Source organism: Sphingomonas sp. BL-S-28 (genome assembly GCF_055521515.1).
The window spans coordinates 2,765,123-2,780,545 of the sequence record NZ_CM145484.1 but is presented as its reverse complement, the minus strand read 5'-3'; the positions used below and the strand labels follow the sequence as shown (position 1 = coordinate 2,780,545).

Sequence of the window (15,423 nt, the reverse complement as noted above, 5' to 3'; positions counted from 1 at the left end):
CCGAATGCTCTTGAAGTGTTGGCGATCAGGCCCATCTGCCCGTGATCCGGGGGGAGGGCGTTCGTGCGCGCGTTGCCAGCCTTCCGCTTTATTGCTAACCGCGCCCATCCGATGAATCCGGCGGGGGGTTTCGGGGCGGGGCGTGCGGCAGATCCGATGCCCGGATTCGATGTAACGCACTGTTCGCGCCGGAACGAAACGACAAGAAGGCCTTCCATCTCAATGCAAAGCTCGATCATCAACCTGCTTGCCGCCGCCGCGCCCGCGGGCACGCCGCCTGCCTGGATCCAGTATCTGCCCTTCGTGGCGATGGCCGGTATCTTCTGGTTCCTCATCATGCGCCCGCAGATGAAGCAGCAGAAGGAACACCGGAACAAGCTGTCAGAGCTGAAGAAGGGCGATGAAGTGCTGACCGGCGGTGGTTTCGTCGGCAAGGTGCTGCGCGTGGACGACAACTATGTCGACATCGAACTGGCGCAGGGCGTGAAGGTGAAGGCCGTGAAGTCGACCATCGTCGACGTTATCCCGCCTGCCGGTTCCAAGCCCGCCAACGACTGAGGCTTCGGCCCTACATCCTATTGAGAGAAGCCTGAGGCTATGCTCGAATTTCCTACCTGGAAGAAGGCCTGGTATTGGGCGCTGACGCTGTTCTTCAGCGCCTGCGCCCTGCCTTCGCTGGTTTCGCTTTCGCCGAACCTGAACTGGCCAAGCGCACTGCCGAGCCCCAAGATCAATCTGGGTCTCGACCTGGCAGGCGGCAGCCGTCTGCTGCTGGAAGCCAATCGCGATCAGGTCACCCAGCAGCGTCTGGAAGGCATGGAAGAATCCGTGCGCACGCGCCTTGGCCAGGCCGAGCCGCGCATTTCCATCGGTGACGTTTCCAGCTCTGGCGGCAAGCTGAGCTTCACCGTGCGCGATCCCGCGCAAGTGGACGCAGCACGCGAGGCGATCCTGCCGCTGACGTCCGGTGCCGGCCTTTCCGGCCAGCGCGACTGGGACATTACCGTGCAGGACGGCAACCGGTTCATCCTGGTGCCGACGCAGGCGGGTATCGACCTTGCGATCAGCAATGCGATGGAGACCGCCGTTGAAGTCGTGCGCAAGCGTATCGACGCGCTGGGCACCAAGGAGCCCGACATTCGCCGCCTGGGCGGCACCCGCATCGACGTGCAGGTCCCCGGTCTTCAGGACCCGCAGGCGCTGAAGAACCTGCTGGGCCAGACCGCCAAGCTTGAATTCAAGATGGTGGACGAAACCGCCGTGCCCAGCGATCTGGCCAAGGGCATCGTGCCGCCGGGTTCGCAGGTCGTTCCCTGGGCCGATCCCAAGGATCCTGCCGCGCAGGGCGTTCCCGTGATTGCGGTGAAGCGCCTTGGCGGCATCAAGGGCGACGAACTGACCGACGCCAAGCAGGGCTTCGAACAGAAGACCAACGCGCCCGTCGTCTCGATCACGTTCAATCAGCAGGGCGGGGAAAAGTTCGCCAAGCTGACCACCGAAAACGTCGGCAAGCGCTTCGCCATCATCCTTGACGGCAAGGTGCTTTCGGCCCCCAGCATTCGCGAACCGATCCTTGGCGGCGGTGCGCAGATTTCGGGCAGCTTCACGGTCCAGTCGGCCACCCAGCTTGCCATCGCGCTGCGTTCGGGCGCGCTGCCGGTCGACCTCACCGTGGTTGAGGAACGCACCGTCGGCCCCGACCTTGGTGCGGATTCGATCCAGAAGGGCGTCGTCGCCATGGGCGTCGGCACCGTTCTGCTGATGCTGTTCATCTTCCTTACTTATGGCCGCTTCGGCGCCTATGCGAACCTGGCGCTGATCTTCAACGTGCTGATGATCCTTGGCATCATGGCCATGCTGGGAACGACGCTGACGCTGCCGGGCATCGCCGGTTTCGTTCTGACCATCGGTGCCGCGGTCGACGCCAACGTGCTGATCAACGAGCGTATCCGTGAGGAACGCCACCGTGGCCGCCGCGTCGTGCAGTCGGTCGAGCTGGGTTACAAGGAAGCAAGCCGCGCCATCTTCGATGCCAACATCACCAATGCCATTTCGGCGGTGCTGATGTTTGCGTTCGGTTCGGGCCCGGTTCGTGGTTTCGCCGTCGTCCTCATGATCGGCATCGTCACTTCGGTGTTCACCGCCGTCACGATGAGCCGGATGTGGGTTGCGGGCTGGTTGCGTCGCACCCGCCCCAGCGACCTGAACGTATAAAGGTACCGGCGCATGAAGCTCCTAAAGCTTATCCCCGATCACACGAATATCCACTTCCTGCGCTGGCAGTGGCCGTTCTTCATTACCAACCTGCTGGCGATGGCTGCTTCCATCGTGCTGCTGTTCACCCACGGGCTCAACCTGGGCGTCGACTTCGTCGGCGGCCAGATGATCCGCGTGACCTTCGAACATAGTGCGACAGCGCCGGTCGGCGCGCTGCGCAAGAGCGTCGATTCGCTGGGCTTCGGCGAACCGGTGATCCAGACTTTCGGCAAGCCGAACGAAGTCTCGGTCCGCATGAAGCTGCCGGCAGGCGCGGATGACAATCCGAAGCTGGCCGACGGCATGGCACGCCAGATCACCGAGAAGGTGCGCCATGACTTTGCCGATGCCCGTGTCGACGGTGTCGATTCGGTCTCGGGCAAGGTCTCGGGCGAACTGTTCCATACCGGCATGGTCGCGCTCGGCCTCGCGATGATCTGCATCTCGATCTACATCTGGATCCGCTTCGAATGGCAGTTCGCTGCGGGTGCGTTGTTCGCGCTGGTGCAGGACATCCTGCTGACGGTGGGCATGTTCTCGCTGACGCAGATGGAGTTCGACCTCAACATCGTTGCGGCCCTACTGACGCTGCTGGGCTACTCGCTGAACGACAAGATCGTCGTCTACGACCGTATCCGCGAAAACATGAAGAAGTACCGGCGCATGCCGATGAACGAACTGCTCGACCTCTCGGTGAACGAGACGCTGTCGCGCACGGTCGCGACCTCGCTGTCGGTGCTGATCATGCTCGTGTCGCTGCTGCTGCTGGGGCCGGACGTGATCTTCGGCTTCACCGCGGCGATCACGCTGGGCATCTTCATCGGTACCTACAGCTCGATCTTCATGTCCGCGCCGATCCTGATCTGGCTGGGCGTGACCAGCGACAGCTTCGTCAAGACCGAGAGCGAGATCGACCGCCAGGAACGCCTTGCGCGGGAGCGTAGCGCGCGTCCCTGACGCCGGTTCGGCTTGAAATGGATTAGGGGCCATTCCCGGAAGGGAAGTGGCCCCTTTTTCGTGTTTGCCGACTTATTCCGGGATTCGGTGGTAATCCGCCACCCGGTCGAGCGCGAGGCCCAGCACCAGCTTGCCGCTGCGCATCGGCCAGCCCAGCGCCTTTTCGGCGAGGGGGAGCGATTCCCCGGCACAGACCACGCGCCAGAGAACATCCTCCAGTCCGGGGCCAGCGGCCGCGATCGCCCCGTCGAAGCGCGCCTTGGCGGCGATCTGGCGCTCGCCCGGCGTAAGATCCGCAGTGCCCGAGCTGCCGCCGATCCGCACCGGCTCCCAACGCATCGTCACGCGGGGTGACAGTTGGGCACGTTCCCAGTCGGCGCGTAGCAGTTCGCCGGCGGCGAAGCGCCGGTCGCTGAGGTGGCCCCGCGCGTGGAGCCAGGAAAGCGACGATTCGGCGAGATTGACCGTCACGGTACGGCGATTCCGTCTTGCCCTTGCGCCATTGGCCGGACCCTCGCCCGGGGCGGGTCCTTCGCTGGTAAGTTCGCGCTCCACCAGATACTGCTTCATCGATACCTCCCGGTTTGGATCGGAGGGAACTTGCCAAAATGGATCACGTGTAGGAAAGTGGAAACCTAATTGGTTATTCCGGAGCCCGCCTTGATCAACCGCATCCGCGACATCCGCCAGCAGAAGGGGCTGACGCTGGCCGATGTCGCCGCCGCCTGCCAACCAGCGACGACCGCGCAGACCATCGGACGGCTGGAAACCGGAATGCGCACGCTTTCGCTGGGCTGGATGAACCGGATCGCCGCCGCCCTGCAGGTTGAGCCGGAACTCCTACTGCGCAGCGAAACGCGTGATCCGGCGATGATCGTCGCAGTCTTGACGGAGGCCGGGCCCGAAGCACCGCTGGCCCCGCGTGAGGCCGTCCTGCCCAGCGAACTGGCGGCCGACGCGCCGTGGCTGGTGCTGGATGTGGAGAGTTCGGCCGGCGAATACCGCGCCGGAGATCAGGTGTGGATGCGGCAATATCCGCCGGCGCAGGCCATGCGGCTGCTTAACCGCGACGTGCTGGTGCCACGCCCGGCCGGGCGCTTTGCATTCGGCCGTCTGATCGATTGCGCGGGAGAACGCGTCGTGCTCTCGGCTCCGGCTGTCGGGCGGGCGCAAGTCCCTGTGGAACATCCGCAATGGCTGGCGGTTGCGGAGATGCTGGTCAGAAAGCTCTAACTTCTCCCGCATAGAGGCACCTCATGCGCATCCTCTCGATTGCCACGCTGTTTCCCAATCCCGCGAAGCCGTCCTTCGGCATTTTCGTGGGCAACCAGATGCGGGCGGTGGTCGCCAACTGCGCGGTGGACCTTGTGATGGTCAGCCCGGTCGGCGTGCCGCCATGGCCGCTTTCGCGCCGCAAGCCTTACGATGCGCTGGCTGCGCTTCCCGAGGCGAGCGATGCCTCCGGAATCGAAGTGCTCTATCCCAAATTCACGTTGATCCCGAAGATCGGCGGAGACAGCAACCCGGCGCGAATCGCCAAGGCGGTGCTGCCGCTGGCCCGGCAGCTTCATGCAGAGCAGCCGTTCGATCTGGTGGACGCGCAGTTCTTCTTCCCCGATGGCCCCGCTGCCGCCATCGTGGCGCGCGAACTGGGCTTGCCGCTGACCATCAAGTCGCGCGGGGCGGACATCCATTATTGGGGCCAGCGACCCGCGGCGCTGAAGCAGATGCAGCAGGCCGCGCATCAGGCGGCCGGACTGCTGGCGGTGAGCGAGGCTCTCAAGGCCGACATGATCGCGCTGGGCATGCCGGCGGACCGCATCGCCGTTCACTACACCGGCCTCGATCGCGAGCGGTTTCACCCCATAGAGCGCGGCGCGGCGCGCGCACTGGTATCGGCCTTGCCCGATCTCGGCATCTGGTCCGAAGGGCCGCTGATCGTGACGCCGGGCTCCCTGATCCCACGCAAGGGCCAGCGGCTGGTTATCGAGGCTCTGGCGCAGCTTCCCGATGTGCGTCTGGCGCTGGCGGGCGTTGGCGAGGACGAACGTGCGTTGCGCGCGTTGGCCAAGTCACTGGGCGTGGACGATCGGGTGCAGTTCCTGGGGCAAGTGGGGCACGATCTGCTGCCGCACCTGCTTTGTGCCGCTGACGTACTGGTGCTGCCTTCGGCAAGCGAAGGGCTGGCCAATGTCTGGATCGAGGGGTTGGCCTGCGGCACGCCTATCGTCATCCCCGCGATCGGCGGCGCGCGCGAAGTGGTGAAGGACCCCAGCGCGGGCCGCCTTGCAGAGCGCACGCCGGACGCCATTGCCGAAGCCGTGCGCGATATCCTTGCCGATCCGCCCAGTCAGGAACAGGTTTCGGCCAATGTCGCGCGTTTCTCATGGGGCGTGAACGCGCAGAACCTCGTGCGCTTCTGGCGCGCGGTGCTGGAGGGCAGCCCGGTTGGGGGTGCGCCGGAAGGGGAACTTCAGGACGCCGTAACGGCGTCCTGACGCCTTAGAGTCTGTTTGGAAATTCGCGGAGAGCGAATTTCGCGGGACCAGCCCACTCCCCCACCCTACCACCCGCAGGATACTACCAATGGGTGGTAGGGTGGGGGAGTGGGCTGGTCCCGCTCTGAAAATGCCCCCACGGGCATTTTCCAAACGGTCTCTTATCTCCTAAGGGAGCTTATCCCTCGACCTGTTCGGCCAGTTCCAGCCAGCGTTCCTCGGCCGCTTCCTTGTCGCCGCGCGCCTTGTCGATGGCGGCGGAAAGGCTGGCGAACTTGCCGGGATCGCGCGTGTAGAGCGCCGGATCGGCCATGGCCGCTTCGTCGCGGGCGATGGCGGCTTCCAGTTCCTCGATCTTCTTGGGCAGCAGTTCGTAGTCGCGCTGGTCTTTGTAGGACAGTTTACCCTTCTTCGGCGGCGGGGGAGGAGGCGGAGCGGCGCCCTCTGCCTTCGCCTTGGCCTTGCCGGCGCTGGTGCGCTGGCGGCGCTTGGCCTCCCAGTCGGCATAGCCGCCCGCGATCACGTCGATATGGCCCGATCCGTCAAGGCCGAGCGTGACGTTCACCGTGCGATCCAGGAAGTCACGATCGTGGCTGACGATCAGCACGGTGCCATCGTAATCCGCGATCACTTCCTGCAGCAGGTCCAGCGTTTCAAGGTCGAGGTCGTTGGTCGGTTCGTCCAGCACCAGCAGGTTGGAAGTGCGGGCGAACTCGCGGGCGAACAGCAGGCGCGAACGTTCACCGCCCGATAGGGTGCCGACTTTCGCCTCGACAAGGCCCGGATCGAACAGGAAGTCCTTGAGGTAACCCTGGATGTGCTTGCGCACGCCGACCACGTCGATCCAGTCACCGCCTTCGGCCAGCACGTCGCGAATGCGCATTTCGGGATTCATGCGGCTGCGTTGCTGGTCGATGAAGGTGGCGTCCAGCGTGGCCGCGCGCGTCACCTTGCCCTCATCGGGCTGCATTTCGCCCATCAGGATCTTGAGCAGCGTGGTCTTGCCCGAACCATTGGCGCCGACCACGCCGATGCGGTCGCCGCGCTGGATGCGCAAGTTGAAGTCCTTGATGATCGTGCGGTCTCCAAACCGCTTGGTCACGTGTTCGGCGACGATGACCGACTTGGTCTTGCTGTCGTCCGCCACCACGGCCAGCTTCGCGGCGCCTTGCGGGCCCATCATGGAGGCACGCTGGGCGCGCATTTCCCAAAGTTTGGCAAGGCGGCCTTGGTTGCGCTTGCGCCGCGCGGTCACGCCGCGTTCCAGCCAGTGCGCCTCGATCTTCAGCTTGGCGTCCAGCTTGGCGGCGGCACGGGCCTCCTCGGCATAGACTTCCTCTTCCCACGCCTCGTAACCGCCGAAGCCGATGTCGCGGCGGCGCAGGCCGCCCCGGTCCAGCCAGAGCGTGGCGTTGGTCAGGCGGGTCAGGAAGGTACGGTCGTGGCTGATCACCACGAACGCGCCGTTGTAGCGCTGCAGCCAGGATTCCAGCCAGTCGATCGCGGCAAGGTCCAGGTGGTTGGTCGGCTCGTCCAGCAGCAGCAGGTCCGGCTCGGAGGCGAGGGCGCGGCAAAGCGCGGCGCGGCGGCGCTCACCACCCGAAGCGCTCTTGGCTTCGCGCGAGAGGTCCACACCGAGCTGGTCGGCGATCGCTTCGACCTCGTGCCGTTGCGGCGCATCGTCGCCGTGGATCGCGAAATCGAGCAGCGTGTCGAACCCGGTGAAGAACGGATCCTGCTCCAGCGTCACCACGCGCGTGCCGGGCTGGACGGAGCGCGTGCCCTTGTCCGCATCCACGGTGCCGGCGATCAGCTTCAGCAGCGTGGTCTTGCCCGCGCCGTTGCGGCCGATCAGGGCAAGCCGGTCGCGCGGGGCGATGTTGATGTCGAGGTCCTGGAAGAGCCAGCCGGAGCCCTGGATCAGGCCAAGGCCTTCCCAGCTGAGAATTGGTGCAAGTGCCATGGCTGCGCGCCCTACAGGCCAGAGCGGGGGGCTGGCAAGCGACCTCTCACGGTGGGCAGTGCAGCGGAGACTGCAAGACAGGCGTGGGATTCGTGCAACACATTTCAGCCTGTGCCTCCTTCCTGCCACATTCAGGACTTGTTCAAGCCCCGGTGCTTAGGCACGCAAGGCATTATGAAACGCTTCGTCTCCTCCCTTGCAACAGGTCGCGCATCTTTGAGCGCATCGTTGGGTGCGATCGCGGTTGCCGCGTTTGCACTGGTCGTGCCCACGCTTGGCGCGCACGCCGATCCGGGCGGCGATCAGGGCGAGGCACGCCGTGAGCGCAAGGCCGGCAATATCCTGTCGATCCGCCAGATCGAGCAATTGGTGCTGCCGCGCATGGGCGGGATGCAGTATCTCGGCCCCGATTACGATCCGGCCGCCATGGCGTACCGGCTTAAATTCATCCAGAACGGAAAGGTCTATTTCGTCGATGTGGATGCCCGCACCGGCCGCGTGATCGGCCAGTCGCGCTGATTGGCCGGTCGGCGGTTTTCCGCGCTTGCGTTGCAGCGACCGGCCGGATCGCTTGACGCTTTCGGCCTTTCATCCCATTTGCTTCATTCATTTATGCCGCCCAGTCCGGGCACCTCATCGAGGGAGAGACCGATTTGCGCATCCTGATCGTCGAGGATGAACCCACACTCGGCAACCAGCTGAAGACCACGCTGGAACAGACCGGCTATGCCGTCGACCTTTCGACGGATGGCGAGGATGGACATTTCCTTGGCTCCACCGAAGATTACGACGCCGTGATCCTCGACCTTGGCCTGCCCGAGATCGATGGCCTTACCGTGCTGGGCATGTGGCGCCGCGAAGGGCGTGACTTCCCCGTGCTGGTACTGACCGCGCGCGATTCCTGGTCCGACAAGGTGGCCGGTCTTGACGCCGGCGCCGACGACTATCTGGCCAAGCCGTTCCAGACCGAGGAACTGATCGCCCGCCTGCGTGCGCTGATCCGCCGTGCTTCGGGCAATACCTCCAGCGAACTGACTGCGGGCGATGTCCGTCTCGACACCCGTTCGGGCCGCGTCACGCTGGCCGGTGAGCCGGTGAAGATGACCGCGCAGGAATACAAGCTGCTGTCCTACCTGATGCATCACAAGGGCAAGGTGGTCAGCCGCACCGAACTGATCGAGCATATCTACGATCAGGATTTCGACCGCGATTCGAACACGATCGAGGTCTTCGTCACCCGCATTCGCAAGAAGCTGGGTGCCGATGTCATCACGACGATCCGTGGTCTTGGCTACAGCCTCGACGATCCCGCAGAACCCGGCCGCGGCTGAGGATCGCGTGGCTGAAGGGGCGGCGGAGGCCGCCGCCGAGCCCGTGACTGCCGATCCCGCGCAGCAAGGTTCGCGCGCGCGTTTTCCGCGTGAGGCGTCCACGGGTTCGCTCGCCCGGCGCATGATGCTGATCGCGGCGGGATGGATTTCGATCCTGCTGCTGGTCGGCGGGCTGGCGCTGGATCACACGCTGGCCGGCCTCGTCACCCGCAATTACGACGAGCAGCTGGGCTACATGCTCACAGGCATGATCGGATCGGCAGAGATCGGGCCGGACGGCGAGGTGTTCTTCAACCGCCCGCTGGGCGACCAGCGCTTCCTTGAGCCGAATTCGGGCCTCTACTGGCAGATTCGCGGCAAGGGGCATGAGGATTTCCCGTCGCGCTCGCTATGGGATCGCAGTCTGGACGTGCCGGCCGATCATTTCGACGCGCAGCCGCATGTGTACGATTCGGGCCAGTTCGCTGGCGAGCCGCTGCGCGTGATGGAACGGTCCATCATTTTGCCGGGCAGCAACACCAAATGGATGTTCACGGTCGCCGCCAGCCGTGCCGACCTGGACGAGCAGATCAAGATGATCCGCGCGATCCTGTTCTACAGCTTCGTGGCGTTGGGCTTTGGCCTGCTGCTGATGGCTGGGATGCAGACGTGGTACGGCCTGTTCCCGCTGCGGCACGTGCGCCGCGCCATCCAGAAGCTGCGCACCACCGGCTCGGCACGGGTCCACGACGCGCTCCCGCGCGAGGTGGAGCCGCTGGTGGAGGAATTGAACGCGCTGCTCGCCCATAACGAGCGGCAGGCAGAGGAAGCACGCACCCATGCGGGCAACCTGGCCCATGCATTGAAGACCCCGCTGACCGTGGTGATGAACGCAGCGACGGCCAAGGCGCCCGATCTGGCCGATACCGTGATCCGGGAAGCGGCGGTGATGCGCCGTCAGGTGGACCATCACCTTGCGCGGGCGAGGGCGGTTGGCCGCCGCGCCGTGGGGCAATCCCGCGCGGATGTCTGGCCCAGTCTGGAAGCCGTGCTGCGTGCGGTGGAGCGGCTTTACGATCAGGCGCGATTCGATCTCGATGGCAATCACGATGCGGTTGCGGCGCTGGAAAAGCAGGACCTTGAGGAGATTCTCGGCAACCTGATCGAAAACGCGGCCAAGTATGGCGGTGGCAGCGTCTTTGTCACGGTGGACGCGGTGCGCGATTCGCGCCTGTGCGAAATCTGGATCGAGGACGACGGCATGGGTATTCCCAAGGCCGAACGCATTCGCATATTCGATCGCGGTGCGCGATTGGATACCGGCAAGCCCGGCACCGGGCTGGGGCTGGCCATCGTGCGCGACGTCGTGGAAATCTACGGTGGAACCGTGGAACTGGACGAGAGCGAGGATCTTGGCGGCCTGCTGGTAAGGCTATGCCTGCCGCGCGCGGTCGCGTGATATCTTTCGCTCGAATCCGGTGACTGATATCTCTGGCCTGACATAATTCAGGCGCAAAATCCGGTGGAACCGGTGTCGGCGGCAGTTGCGGAAGTGGTCGTTCGCTTCCATGGCGCGGGCTCAGTAATCGAGGATACCCCCCTAATGACCGATTCCGTTACGATCACGCTGTCGCCCGATGAGATCGAAATGATCGTCGATGCTCTGGAAGCCGATCTGGAAGGCTACGTCGAAGCCGCCAAGGAAGCGCGCGAAGACGGCAACAAGGAAGACCTTGAGACTTTCGCCGAAGCCGCCACGCGCATCCAGGCGCTGATGACGCGCCTTCAGGATCTCGTTGAGAATTGAGCCTGCCGGAGCGGGATGGCGCTGAGGCGGCATCCCGCTCGAATTTCAAAGGTTCGGGCGGCTCTGGGAGCCGCGGCGTTCAGCCCGCCTTCGCTCGCTCGTGATGGCGGATCACTTCATCGATGATGAAGCGGATGAACTTCTCGCCGAAATCGGGATCCAGCTGCGCATCTTCCGCCAGCTTGCGCAAGCGCACGATCTGGCGCTCTTCACGGCCCGGATCCGATGCGGGCAGGTCCTTTTCGGCCTTGTACGCGCCCACGGCCTGCGTGATCCGAAATCGTTCGGCAAGCATGTGGATCAGCGCGGCATCGATATTATCGATGCTGGCGCGGAAGGAGGCCAGGACGGGGTCGGTTGCGGGCGTGGTCTCGGTCATCGGATCGGTCCGCTAGCACGGCTTGGCGGGCGGTTCCAGTCCACGCGGGGATATGGGGCCAATCGGATCGTTTGCCCGTATCGTGGCATTCGCTCTTGCCTAAATGCCTGCAAACGCGCAATGCGCCGAACCGATGAGTGCCGATGTCATTCCCCTGCGCACGCGCGGATCGCAGCCTTCCCTGGCCCCTATGCTGGCGCTGACCGCGCCGGGCATGAACAGCGTCAACGCGGTCATCCTTGACCGCATGCAAAGCGAGATCCCGCTGATTCCGGCTCTGGCCGGCCACCTGATTTCGGGCGGGGGCAAGCGTATGCGCCCCATGCTGATGGTCGCTGCGGCAGAGCTGTGCGGCTATCAGGGTAACCGCCACCATAAGCTGGCGGCAGCGGTGGAGTTCCTCCACACCGCCACACTGCTGCATGACGACGTCGTCGACGGTTCGGACATGCGTCGTGGCAAGGCCGCCGCGAACATCGTTTTCGGGAATCCGGCGACGGTGCTGGTGGGCGATTTCCTATTCACGCGCGCCTTCGAACTGATGGTGGAAGACGGAAGCCTCAAGGTTCTGAAGGTCTTTTCCAAGGCCAGCTCGATCATTGCCGAGGGTGAGGTTGACCAGCTGACCGCGCAGCGCCGGATCGAGACGAGCGAGGAACACTACCTCCAGATCATCGGCTCCAAGACCGCTGCGCTGTTCGCCGCCGCCACGCGCATTCCGGCGATCGTTGCCGAAAAGAGCGAGGCGGAGGAACTGGCGCTCGATTCCTATGGCCGTAACCTCGGCATCGCGTTCCAGCTGGTGGACGATGCCATCGACTACGATTCGGAAGCGTCCGAATCAGGCAAGGACAAGGGCGACGACTTCCGCGAAGGCAAGATGACGCTGCCCGTCATCCTGGCTTACGCGCGCGGCAACGCCGAAGAGCGCAAGTTCTGGGAAGAAGCCATCGCCGGTTTCCGTACCGAGGACGAAGATCTTGCCCACGCGGTCGAACTGATCAACCGCCATGGCTGCGTGGAAGCGACGCGGGAACGCGCGCGGCTCTATGCCCAGCGTGCCTGCGATGCGCTGTCGATCTTCCCGGCCGGTGCCGCGCGTGATGCGATGTGCGAGGCGGTCGAGTTCGCGGTGGCCCGCCGCTACTGATTGGGCACGCCGGCAGGGGCCTCGGCAACTTGGCCGAGGCTCAATCGATGCCTGCGAGGTACTGTTGCTCACAAGTATCCAGCGGCACTTGTGGTGAACGCGCTCAAGAAGATCGCCAGTCTATTTGGTTGATACTTGAGGAAAAGATAGTTAGCCTTCGCGCCATTACGTATTCCTGTGAAGGAGACGTTGATGGGCTGGCTACGTTACGTCTTGCTACCCTTTGCCGCCGCAAGCGCGGCTGCCTCGCTTCCGTCGGCGGCGCAGGCACGTGACGATCTGACATCTTCCGACGCCGCCCTGCCAGCCATGGACTTCGGCGTTTCTGCAGACGGATTGGGGCAGGACGACGGTTCGGCTGTCGCGAATCCCGCCTCTGCTGCGCCTTTGCCCGGCCGCAAGGGCACGCACTGGACGATCATCGTCAGCCCCTATATCTGGGGCGCATCGCTTGGCGGTGACCTTGGCCTGGCCGGCCTGCAGGGCAATGCCCATCTGCCCTTCGGGGATATTTTCAAGCATCTCGACATTGCGGCGATGGGCAATGTGGAATTCATCAGCGGCCGCTGGGGCGGCTATATCGATGCCCAGCATGTGAAGACGTCGCAGACGGAACAGGTGCTTTCGCTGCCGGTCGATCTCTCCATCCGCACCACGCGCGTGGCGGGCGGCTTCTATTACAAGGCATGGAGCATCCCGCTTTCGGGCGAAACCGCCTTCGGCGTGTCGCGCAATATCTCGTTCGAACCCACGGCCGGGCTGCGGTGGACCGATCTGAAGGCGGACGCCGCCGTCGATCCGCTGGCGGTGCAGATCTCCAAAGGCGCGGACTGGGTCGATCCCTTCGTGGGGCTCCGCATCAATGCGGATTTGTCCAGCCACTGGAATCTCTTTGTTCAAGGCGATGCGGGCGGGTTCGGGGCGGGATCGGACATCAGCGTAAATGCCGTGGCCTTGGCCGGCTATCGCACCCATGTGTTCGGCCAGCGGACGATCCTGCGAGCCGGCTATCGCTTCATCTACGAGAAGTACGACCAGGAAGACTTCACCGGTCGCGGTCGTTTCATCTGGGACATGCAGCAGCGTGGACCCCTGATGGGATTGTCGATGTTCTTCTGATTTTTACCGTGAACAGGAGCCCCCGCATGTTCCCCATTTCCGCATCGCGCGCCACGTCCAGGTTCTTCCGTCCGATCGGCGCGCTGGCGCTTTCGGCCATGTTGATGGCGGGCGTAGCGGCCGATGCCTGTACGCGTGCCGTGTACCTGGGACCCAACGGCAACATCATCACTGCCCGTTCGATGGACTGGAAAAGCGACATCCTGAGCAATCTCTGGATCCTGCCGCGCGGCATCGCCCGCAGCGGGGAGGCCGGGCCCAATTCGATCAAGTGGACGTCGAAATATGGCAGCGTGATCGTCAGCGGCTACGACGTTTCCACGACCGATGGCGTCAACGAGAAGGGGCTGGAGGCGAATGTGCTCTGGCTGGCGGAATCGGAATATCCGCACTTCGACGGCAAGGGAAAGCCGGGGCTGACGATCGCCGCTTGGGCGCAGTACATGCTAGACAACTTCGCGACGGTGGATGAGGCGGTGACGGCGCTTCAGAAGGAGCCGTTCACGATCGTTACCGACAATGTACCGGGCGAGGATCGCCTGACCACGCTGCACCTTTCGATGTCGGACGCGACGGGGGATAGTGCCATCGTCGAATATATCGGCGGCAAGCAGGTGATCCACCATGGCCGGCAATATCAGGTCATGACCAATTCGCCGCATTTCGACCATCAGCTCGCGCTGGCCAGCTATTGGCAGCAGATCGGCGGCACGGTCATGCTGCCGGGCACCAATCGCGCGTCCGACCGGTTTGCCCGGACGATGTTCTACATCAATGCGATTCCGAAGGATGAGGATCCGAACAAGGCGCTGGCCAGCGTGTTTTCGGTGATCCGCAATGCCTCGGTCCCTTACGGGATCAACACGCCGGAGGAGCCCAATATCTCCTCCACCCGCTGGCGGACGGTGTTCGATCACAAGCGCCAGCTTTATTTCTTCGAATCGGCGCTGACCCCGAACACCTTCTGGGTGGACCTGAAAAAGATCGATTTCTCCAAGGAAACCGGGAAGGTGAAGACACTGGATCTGGGACCGAACCAGGACCACACATTCTCTGGCGAAGCATCGGGGCAATTCGTTGATCACGCGCCGTTCAAGTTCCTTGGCCTGAGCGGCTGAGGCGCAACGCCTGCGCCATTCGGGCAACACATCCGGGCCGCAATAAAACGGCAACAAGCCTGCAATTGCGGCGCACCTTCCTCGCGTCTATCCAGACCGCGTGATGCCCACCGAATCCGAGCTGGCGCCCACCGGCTATCAGCCCGGGTCGCCGCGCCAGCGCTTAATCTCGTCGCTGCTTTCAGCAGCCATACTGGTGATCGCGCTGCTGCTGGCGATCACCCAGACGGGTCTTGTCCCGGCGCTGGTGAAGAAGACATCGGCGCTTACGACATTCGATGTGGTTGATCACGAAAAGGAACAGGGCGGCGATACGCCGCAGCAACCCAAACAGCAGCAGGCCAAGCATACCGAGCACAAGGCGGTCACGCCCGTCATCGCGCCGGACAAGCCGGTGGAAAAGCCGGCGGCTGCGCAGAAGCAGGCATTCACGTTCCTGCATATGTCCAGCAACGATTTCGCCGCCACCGATATCGGCAAGATGAAGGGCGATTCGTCCTCTTCGGGCGATCAGGCCGCCGGCGGGTCAGGTGGAGTTTACGGCCCGGGGGAAGGACCTGGCGGGGTCGTTCTTTATAACGCTGCCTGGTACAAGGAGCCGACCGACGCCCAGCTGGCCGGCTATCTGCCGAACCGTGGTCCGCAGTCCGGCTGGGGCGAGATCGCCTGCCAGACCCAGCCGCACTACAAAGTGGACAATTGCCAGATCCTGGGAGAATCGCCGCGCGGATCGGGCTTTGGCCGGGCGGTTTTCAATGCGGCTTGGCAGTTCGAGGTGCAGCCCCCGCGCATCAACGGGAAGCCGCAGATCGGCACTTGGGTGCGTATCCGCATTACCTACGGCGTGCGCGGCATCTCGCTTTGAA

The 15,423-nt window shown here is 63.8% G+C and carries 16 protein-coding genes; 13 read left to right on the top strand and 3 right to left on the bottom strand.

The window, feature by feature from the left end; translation table 11 throughout:
• Window positions 1-222: 222 nt before the first annotated feature.
• From yajC to secF, 3 genes are read left to right on the top strand one after another with little or no spacing between them, the layout of a single operon-like run.
• The gene (gene yajC / locus ACZ1JC_RS21755) at window positions 223-558 is read left to right on the top strand and encodes a preprotein translocase subunit YajC (RefSeq protein WP_465138182.1); all 336 of its coding nucleotides are present in this window, start codon (window positions 223-225) and stop codon (window positions 556-558) included.
• Between the two features lie 39 nt (window positions 559-597).
• A complete protein-coding gene (gene secD, locus ACZ1JC_RS21750; RefSeq protein ID WP_465138183.1) occupies window positions 598-2,214 on the top strand; it encodes a protein translocase subunit SecD in 1,617 nt (538 codons plus the stop codon).
• A gap of 12 nt (window positions 2,215-2,226) precedes the next feature.
• Window positions 2,227-3,213 carry a protein translocase subunit SecF gene (gene secF / locus ACZ1JC_RS21745; protein WP_465138184.1) on the top strand — a complete coding sequence of 329 codons (987 nt, stop codon included), beginning with the start codon at window positions 2,227-2,229 and terminating at the stop codon, window positions 3,211-3,213.
• A gap of 72 nt (window positions 3,214-3,285) precedes the next feature.
• Here secF and ACZ1JC_RS21740 read toward each other — a convergent pair whose 3' ends face one another.
• Window positions 3,286-3,783: a DUF6456 domain-containing protein gene (locus ACZ1JC_RS21740; RefSeq protein WP_465138185.1), complete on the bottom strand. Its 498-nt coding sequence runs from the start codon at window positions 3,781-3,783 to the stop codon at window positions 3,286-3,288.
• Window positions 3,784-3,873: 90 nt separating this feature from the next.
• On the opposite strand from ACZ1JC_RS21740, the gene ACZ1JC_RS21735 reads away from it, so the two are divergent.
• Complete coding sequence (locus tag ACZ1JC_RS21735) at window positions 3,874-4,446, top strand: helix-turn-helix domain-containing protein (RefSeq protein ID WP_465138186.1); 573 nt, start codon at window positions 3,874-3,876, stop codon at window positions 4,444-4,446.
• Between the two features lie 23 nt (window positions 4,447-4,469).
• Entirely contained in the window at window positions 4,470-5,711 is a 1,242-nt protein-coding gene (locus tag ACZ1JC_RS21730) for a glycosyltransferase (RefSeq protein WP_465138187.1), read from the top strand.
• A 178-nt stretch (window positions 5,712-5,889) separates the two neighbouring features.
• Here the strand turns inward: ACZ1JC_RS21730 and ACZ1JC_RS21725 are convergent, their stop codons facing one another.
• Window positions 5,890-7,674 (bottom strand): ABC-F family ATP-binding cassette domain-containing protein, encoded by a 1,785-nt coding sequence (locus tag ACZ1JC_RS21725; protein WP_465138188.1) that lies wholly within the window; start codon window positions 7,672-7,674, stop codon window positions 5,890-5,892.
• A 174-nt stretch (window positions 7,675-7,848) separates the two neighbouring features.
• Here ACZ1JC_RS21725 and ACZ1JC_RS21720 point away from each other — a divergent pair, with 174 nt between their 5' ends.
• The 4 genes from ACZ1JC_RS21720 (at window position 7,849) to ACZ1JC_RS21705 (ending at window position 10,791) form a co-directional block, all read left to right on the top strand.
• A complete protein-coding gene (locus ACZ1JC_RS21720; RefSeq protein ID WP_465138189.1) occupies window positions 7,849-8,193 on the top strand; it encodes a PepSY domain-containing protein in 345 nt (114 codons plus the stop codon).
• 134 nt (window positions 8,194-8,327) lie between these two features.
• Window positions 8,328-9,005: a response regulator gene (locus tag ACZ1JC_RS21715; protein ID WP_132385684.1), complete on the top strand. Its 678-nt coding sequence runs from the start codon at window positions 8,328-8,330 to the stop codon at window positions 9,003-9,005.
• Between the two features lie 121 nt (window positions 9,006-9,126).
• Window positions 9,127-10,443: a sensor histidine kinase gene (locus ACZ1JC_RS21710; protein ID WP_465138520.1), complete on the top strand. Its 1,317-nt coding sequence runs from the start codon at window positions 9,127-9,129 to the stop codon at window positions 10,441-10,443.
• 144 nt (window positions 10,444-10,587) lie between these two features.
• Entirely contained in the window at window positions 10,588-10,791 is a 204-nt protein-coding gene (locus tag ACZ1JC_RS21705; RefSeq protein ID WP_465138190.1) for a hypothetical protein, read from the top strand.
• 79 nt (window positions 10,792-10,870) lie between these two features.
• Here the strand turns inward: ACZ1JC_RS21705 and ACZ1JC_RS21700 are convergent, their stop codons facing one another.
• Window positions 10,871-11,170 carry a chorismate mutase gene (locus ACZ1JC_RS21700; RefSeq protein WP_465138191.1) on the bottom strand — a complete coding sequence of 100 codons (300 nt, stop codon included), beginning with the start codon at window positions 11,168-11,170 and terminating at the stop codon, window positions 10,871-10,873.
• Window positions 11,171-11,303: 133 nt separating this feature from the next.
• Here ACZ1JC_RS21700 and ACZ1JC_RS21695 point away from each other — a divergent pair, with 133 nt between their 5' ends.
• From ACZ1JC_RS21695 to ACZ1JC_RS21680, 4 genes are all read left to right on the top strand, one after another.
• On the top strand, window positions 11,304-12,320 hold the full coding sequence (locus ACZ1JC_RS21695) for a polyprenyl synthetase family protein (protein WP_465138192.1): 1,017 nt from the start codon (window positions 11,304-11,306) through the stop codon (window positions 12,318-12,320).
• Window positions 12,321-12,512: 192 nt separating this feature from the next.
• Window positions 12,513-13,439 (top strand): hypothetical protein, encoded by a 927-nt coding sequence (locus ACZ1JC_RS21690; protein ID WP_465138193.1) that lies wholly within the window; start codon window positions 12,513-12,515, stop codon window positions 13,437-13,439.
• A gap of 26 nt (window positions 13,440-13,465) precedes the next feature.
• The gene (locus ACZ1JC_RS21685; protein WP_465138194.1) at window positions 13,466-14,557 is read left to right on the top strand and encodes a linear amide C-N hydrolase; all 1,092 of its coding nucleotides are present in this window, start codon (window positions 13,466-13,468) and stop codon (window positions 14,555-14,557) included.
• 103 nt (window positions 14,558-14,660) lie between these two features.
• Window positions 14,661-15,422: a hypothetical protein gene (locus ACZ1JC_RS21680; protein ID WP_465138195.1), complete on the top strand. Its 762-nt coding sequence runs from the start codon at window positions 14,661-14,663 to the stop codon at window positions 15,420-15,422.
• Window position 15,423 lies beyond the last annotated feature (1 nt).

What these genes read in the sequence shown, in the direction of transcription:
- yajC (WP_465138182.1), top strand. Translation starts at nt 223, where the DNA reads ATGCAAAGCTCGATCATCAACCTGCTTGCCGCCGCCGCGCCCGCGGGC.
- ACZ1JC_RS21685 (WP_465138194.1), top strand. Translation starts at nt 13,466, where the DNA reads ATGTTCCCCATTTCCGCATCGCGCGCCACGTCCAGGTTCTTCCGTCCG.
- ACZ1JC_RS21690 (WP_465138193.1), top strand. Translation starts at nt 12,513, where the DNA reads ATGGGCTGGCTACGTTACGTCTTGCTACCCTTTGCCGCCGCAAGCGCG.
- ACZ1JC_RS21695 (WP_465138192.1), top strand. Translation starts at nt 11,304, where the DNA reads ATGAGTGCCGATGTCATTCCCCTGCGCACGCGCGGATCGCAGCCTTCC.
- ACZ1JC_RS21725 (WP_465138188.1), bottom strand. Translation starts at nt 7,674, where the DNA reads ATGGCACTTGCACCAATTCTCAGCTGGGAAGGCCTTGGCCTGATCCAG.
- ACZ1JC_RS21730 (WP_465138187.1), top strand. Translation starts at nt 4,470, where the DNA reads ATGCGCATCCTCTCGATTGCCACGCTGTTTCCCAATCCCGCGAAGCCG.
- secF (WP_465138184.1), top strand. Translation starts at nt 2,227, where the DNA reads ATGAAGCTCCTAAAGCTTATCCCCGATCACACGAATATCCACTTCCTG.
- ACZ1JC_RS21700 (WP_465138191.1), bottom strand. Translation starts at nt 11,170, where the DNA reads ATGACCGAGACCACGCCCGCAACCGACCCCGTCCTGGCCTCCTTCCGC.
- secD (WP_465138183.1), top strand. Translation starts at nt 598, where the DNA reads ATGCTCGAATTTCCTACCTGGAAGAAGGCCTGGTATTGGGCGCTGACG.
- ACZ1JC_RS21705 (WP_465138190.1), top strand. Translation starts at nt 10,588, where the DNA reads ATGACCGATTCCGTTACGATCACGCTGTCGCCCGATGAGATCGAAATG.
- ACZ1JC_RS21710 (WP_465138520.1), top strand. Translation starts at nt 9,127, where the DNA reads ATGATGCTGATCGCGGCGGGATGGATTTCGATCCTGCTGCTGGTCGGC.
- ACZ1JC_RS21680 (WP_465138195.1), top strand. Translation starts at nt 14,661, where the DNA reads ATGCCCACCGAATCCGAGCTGGCGCCCACCGGCTATCAGCCCGGGTCG.
- ACZ1JC_RS21720 (WP_465138189.1), top strand. Translation starts at nt 7,849, where the DNA reads ATGAAACGCTTCGTCTCCTCCCTTGCAACAGGTCGCGCATCTTTGAGC.
- ACZ1JC_RS21740 (WP_465138185.1), bottom strand. Translation starts at nt 3,783, where the DNA reads ATGAAGCAGTATCTGGTGGAGCGCGAACTTACCAGCGAAGGACCCGCC.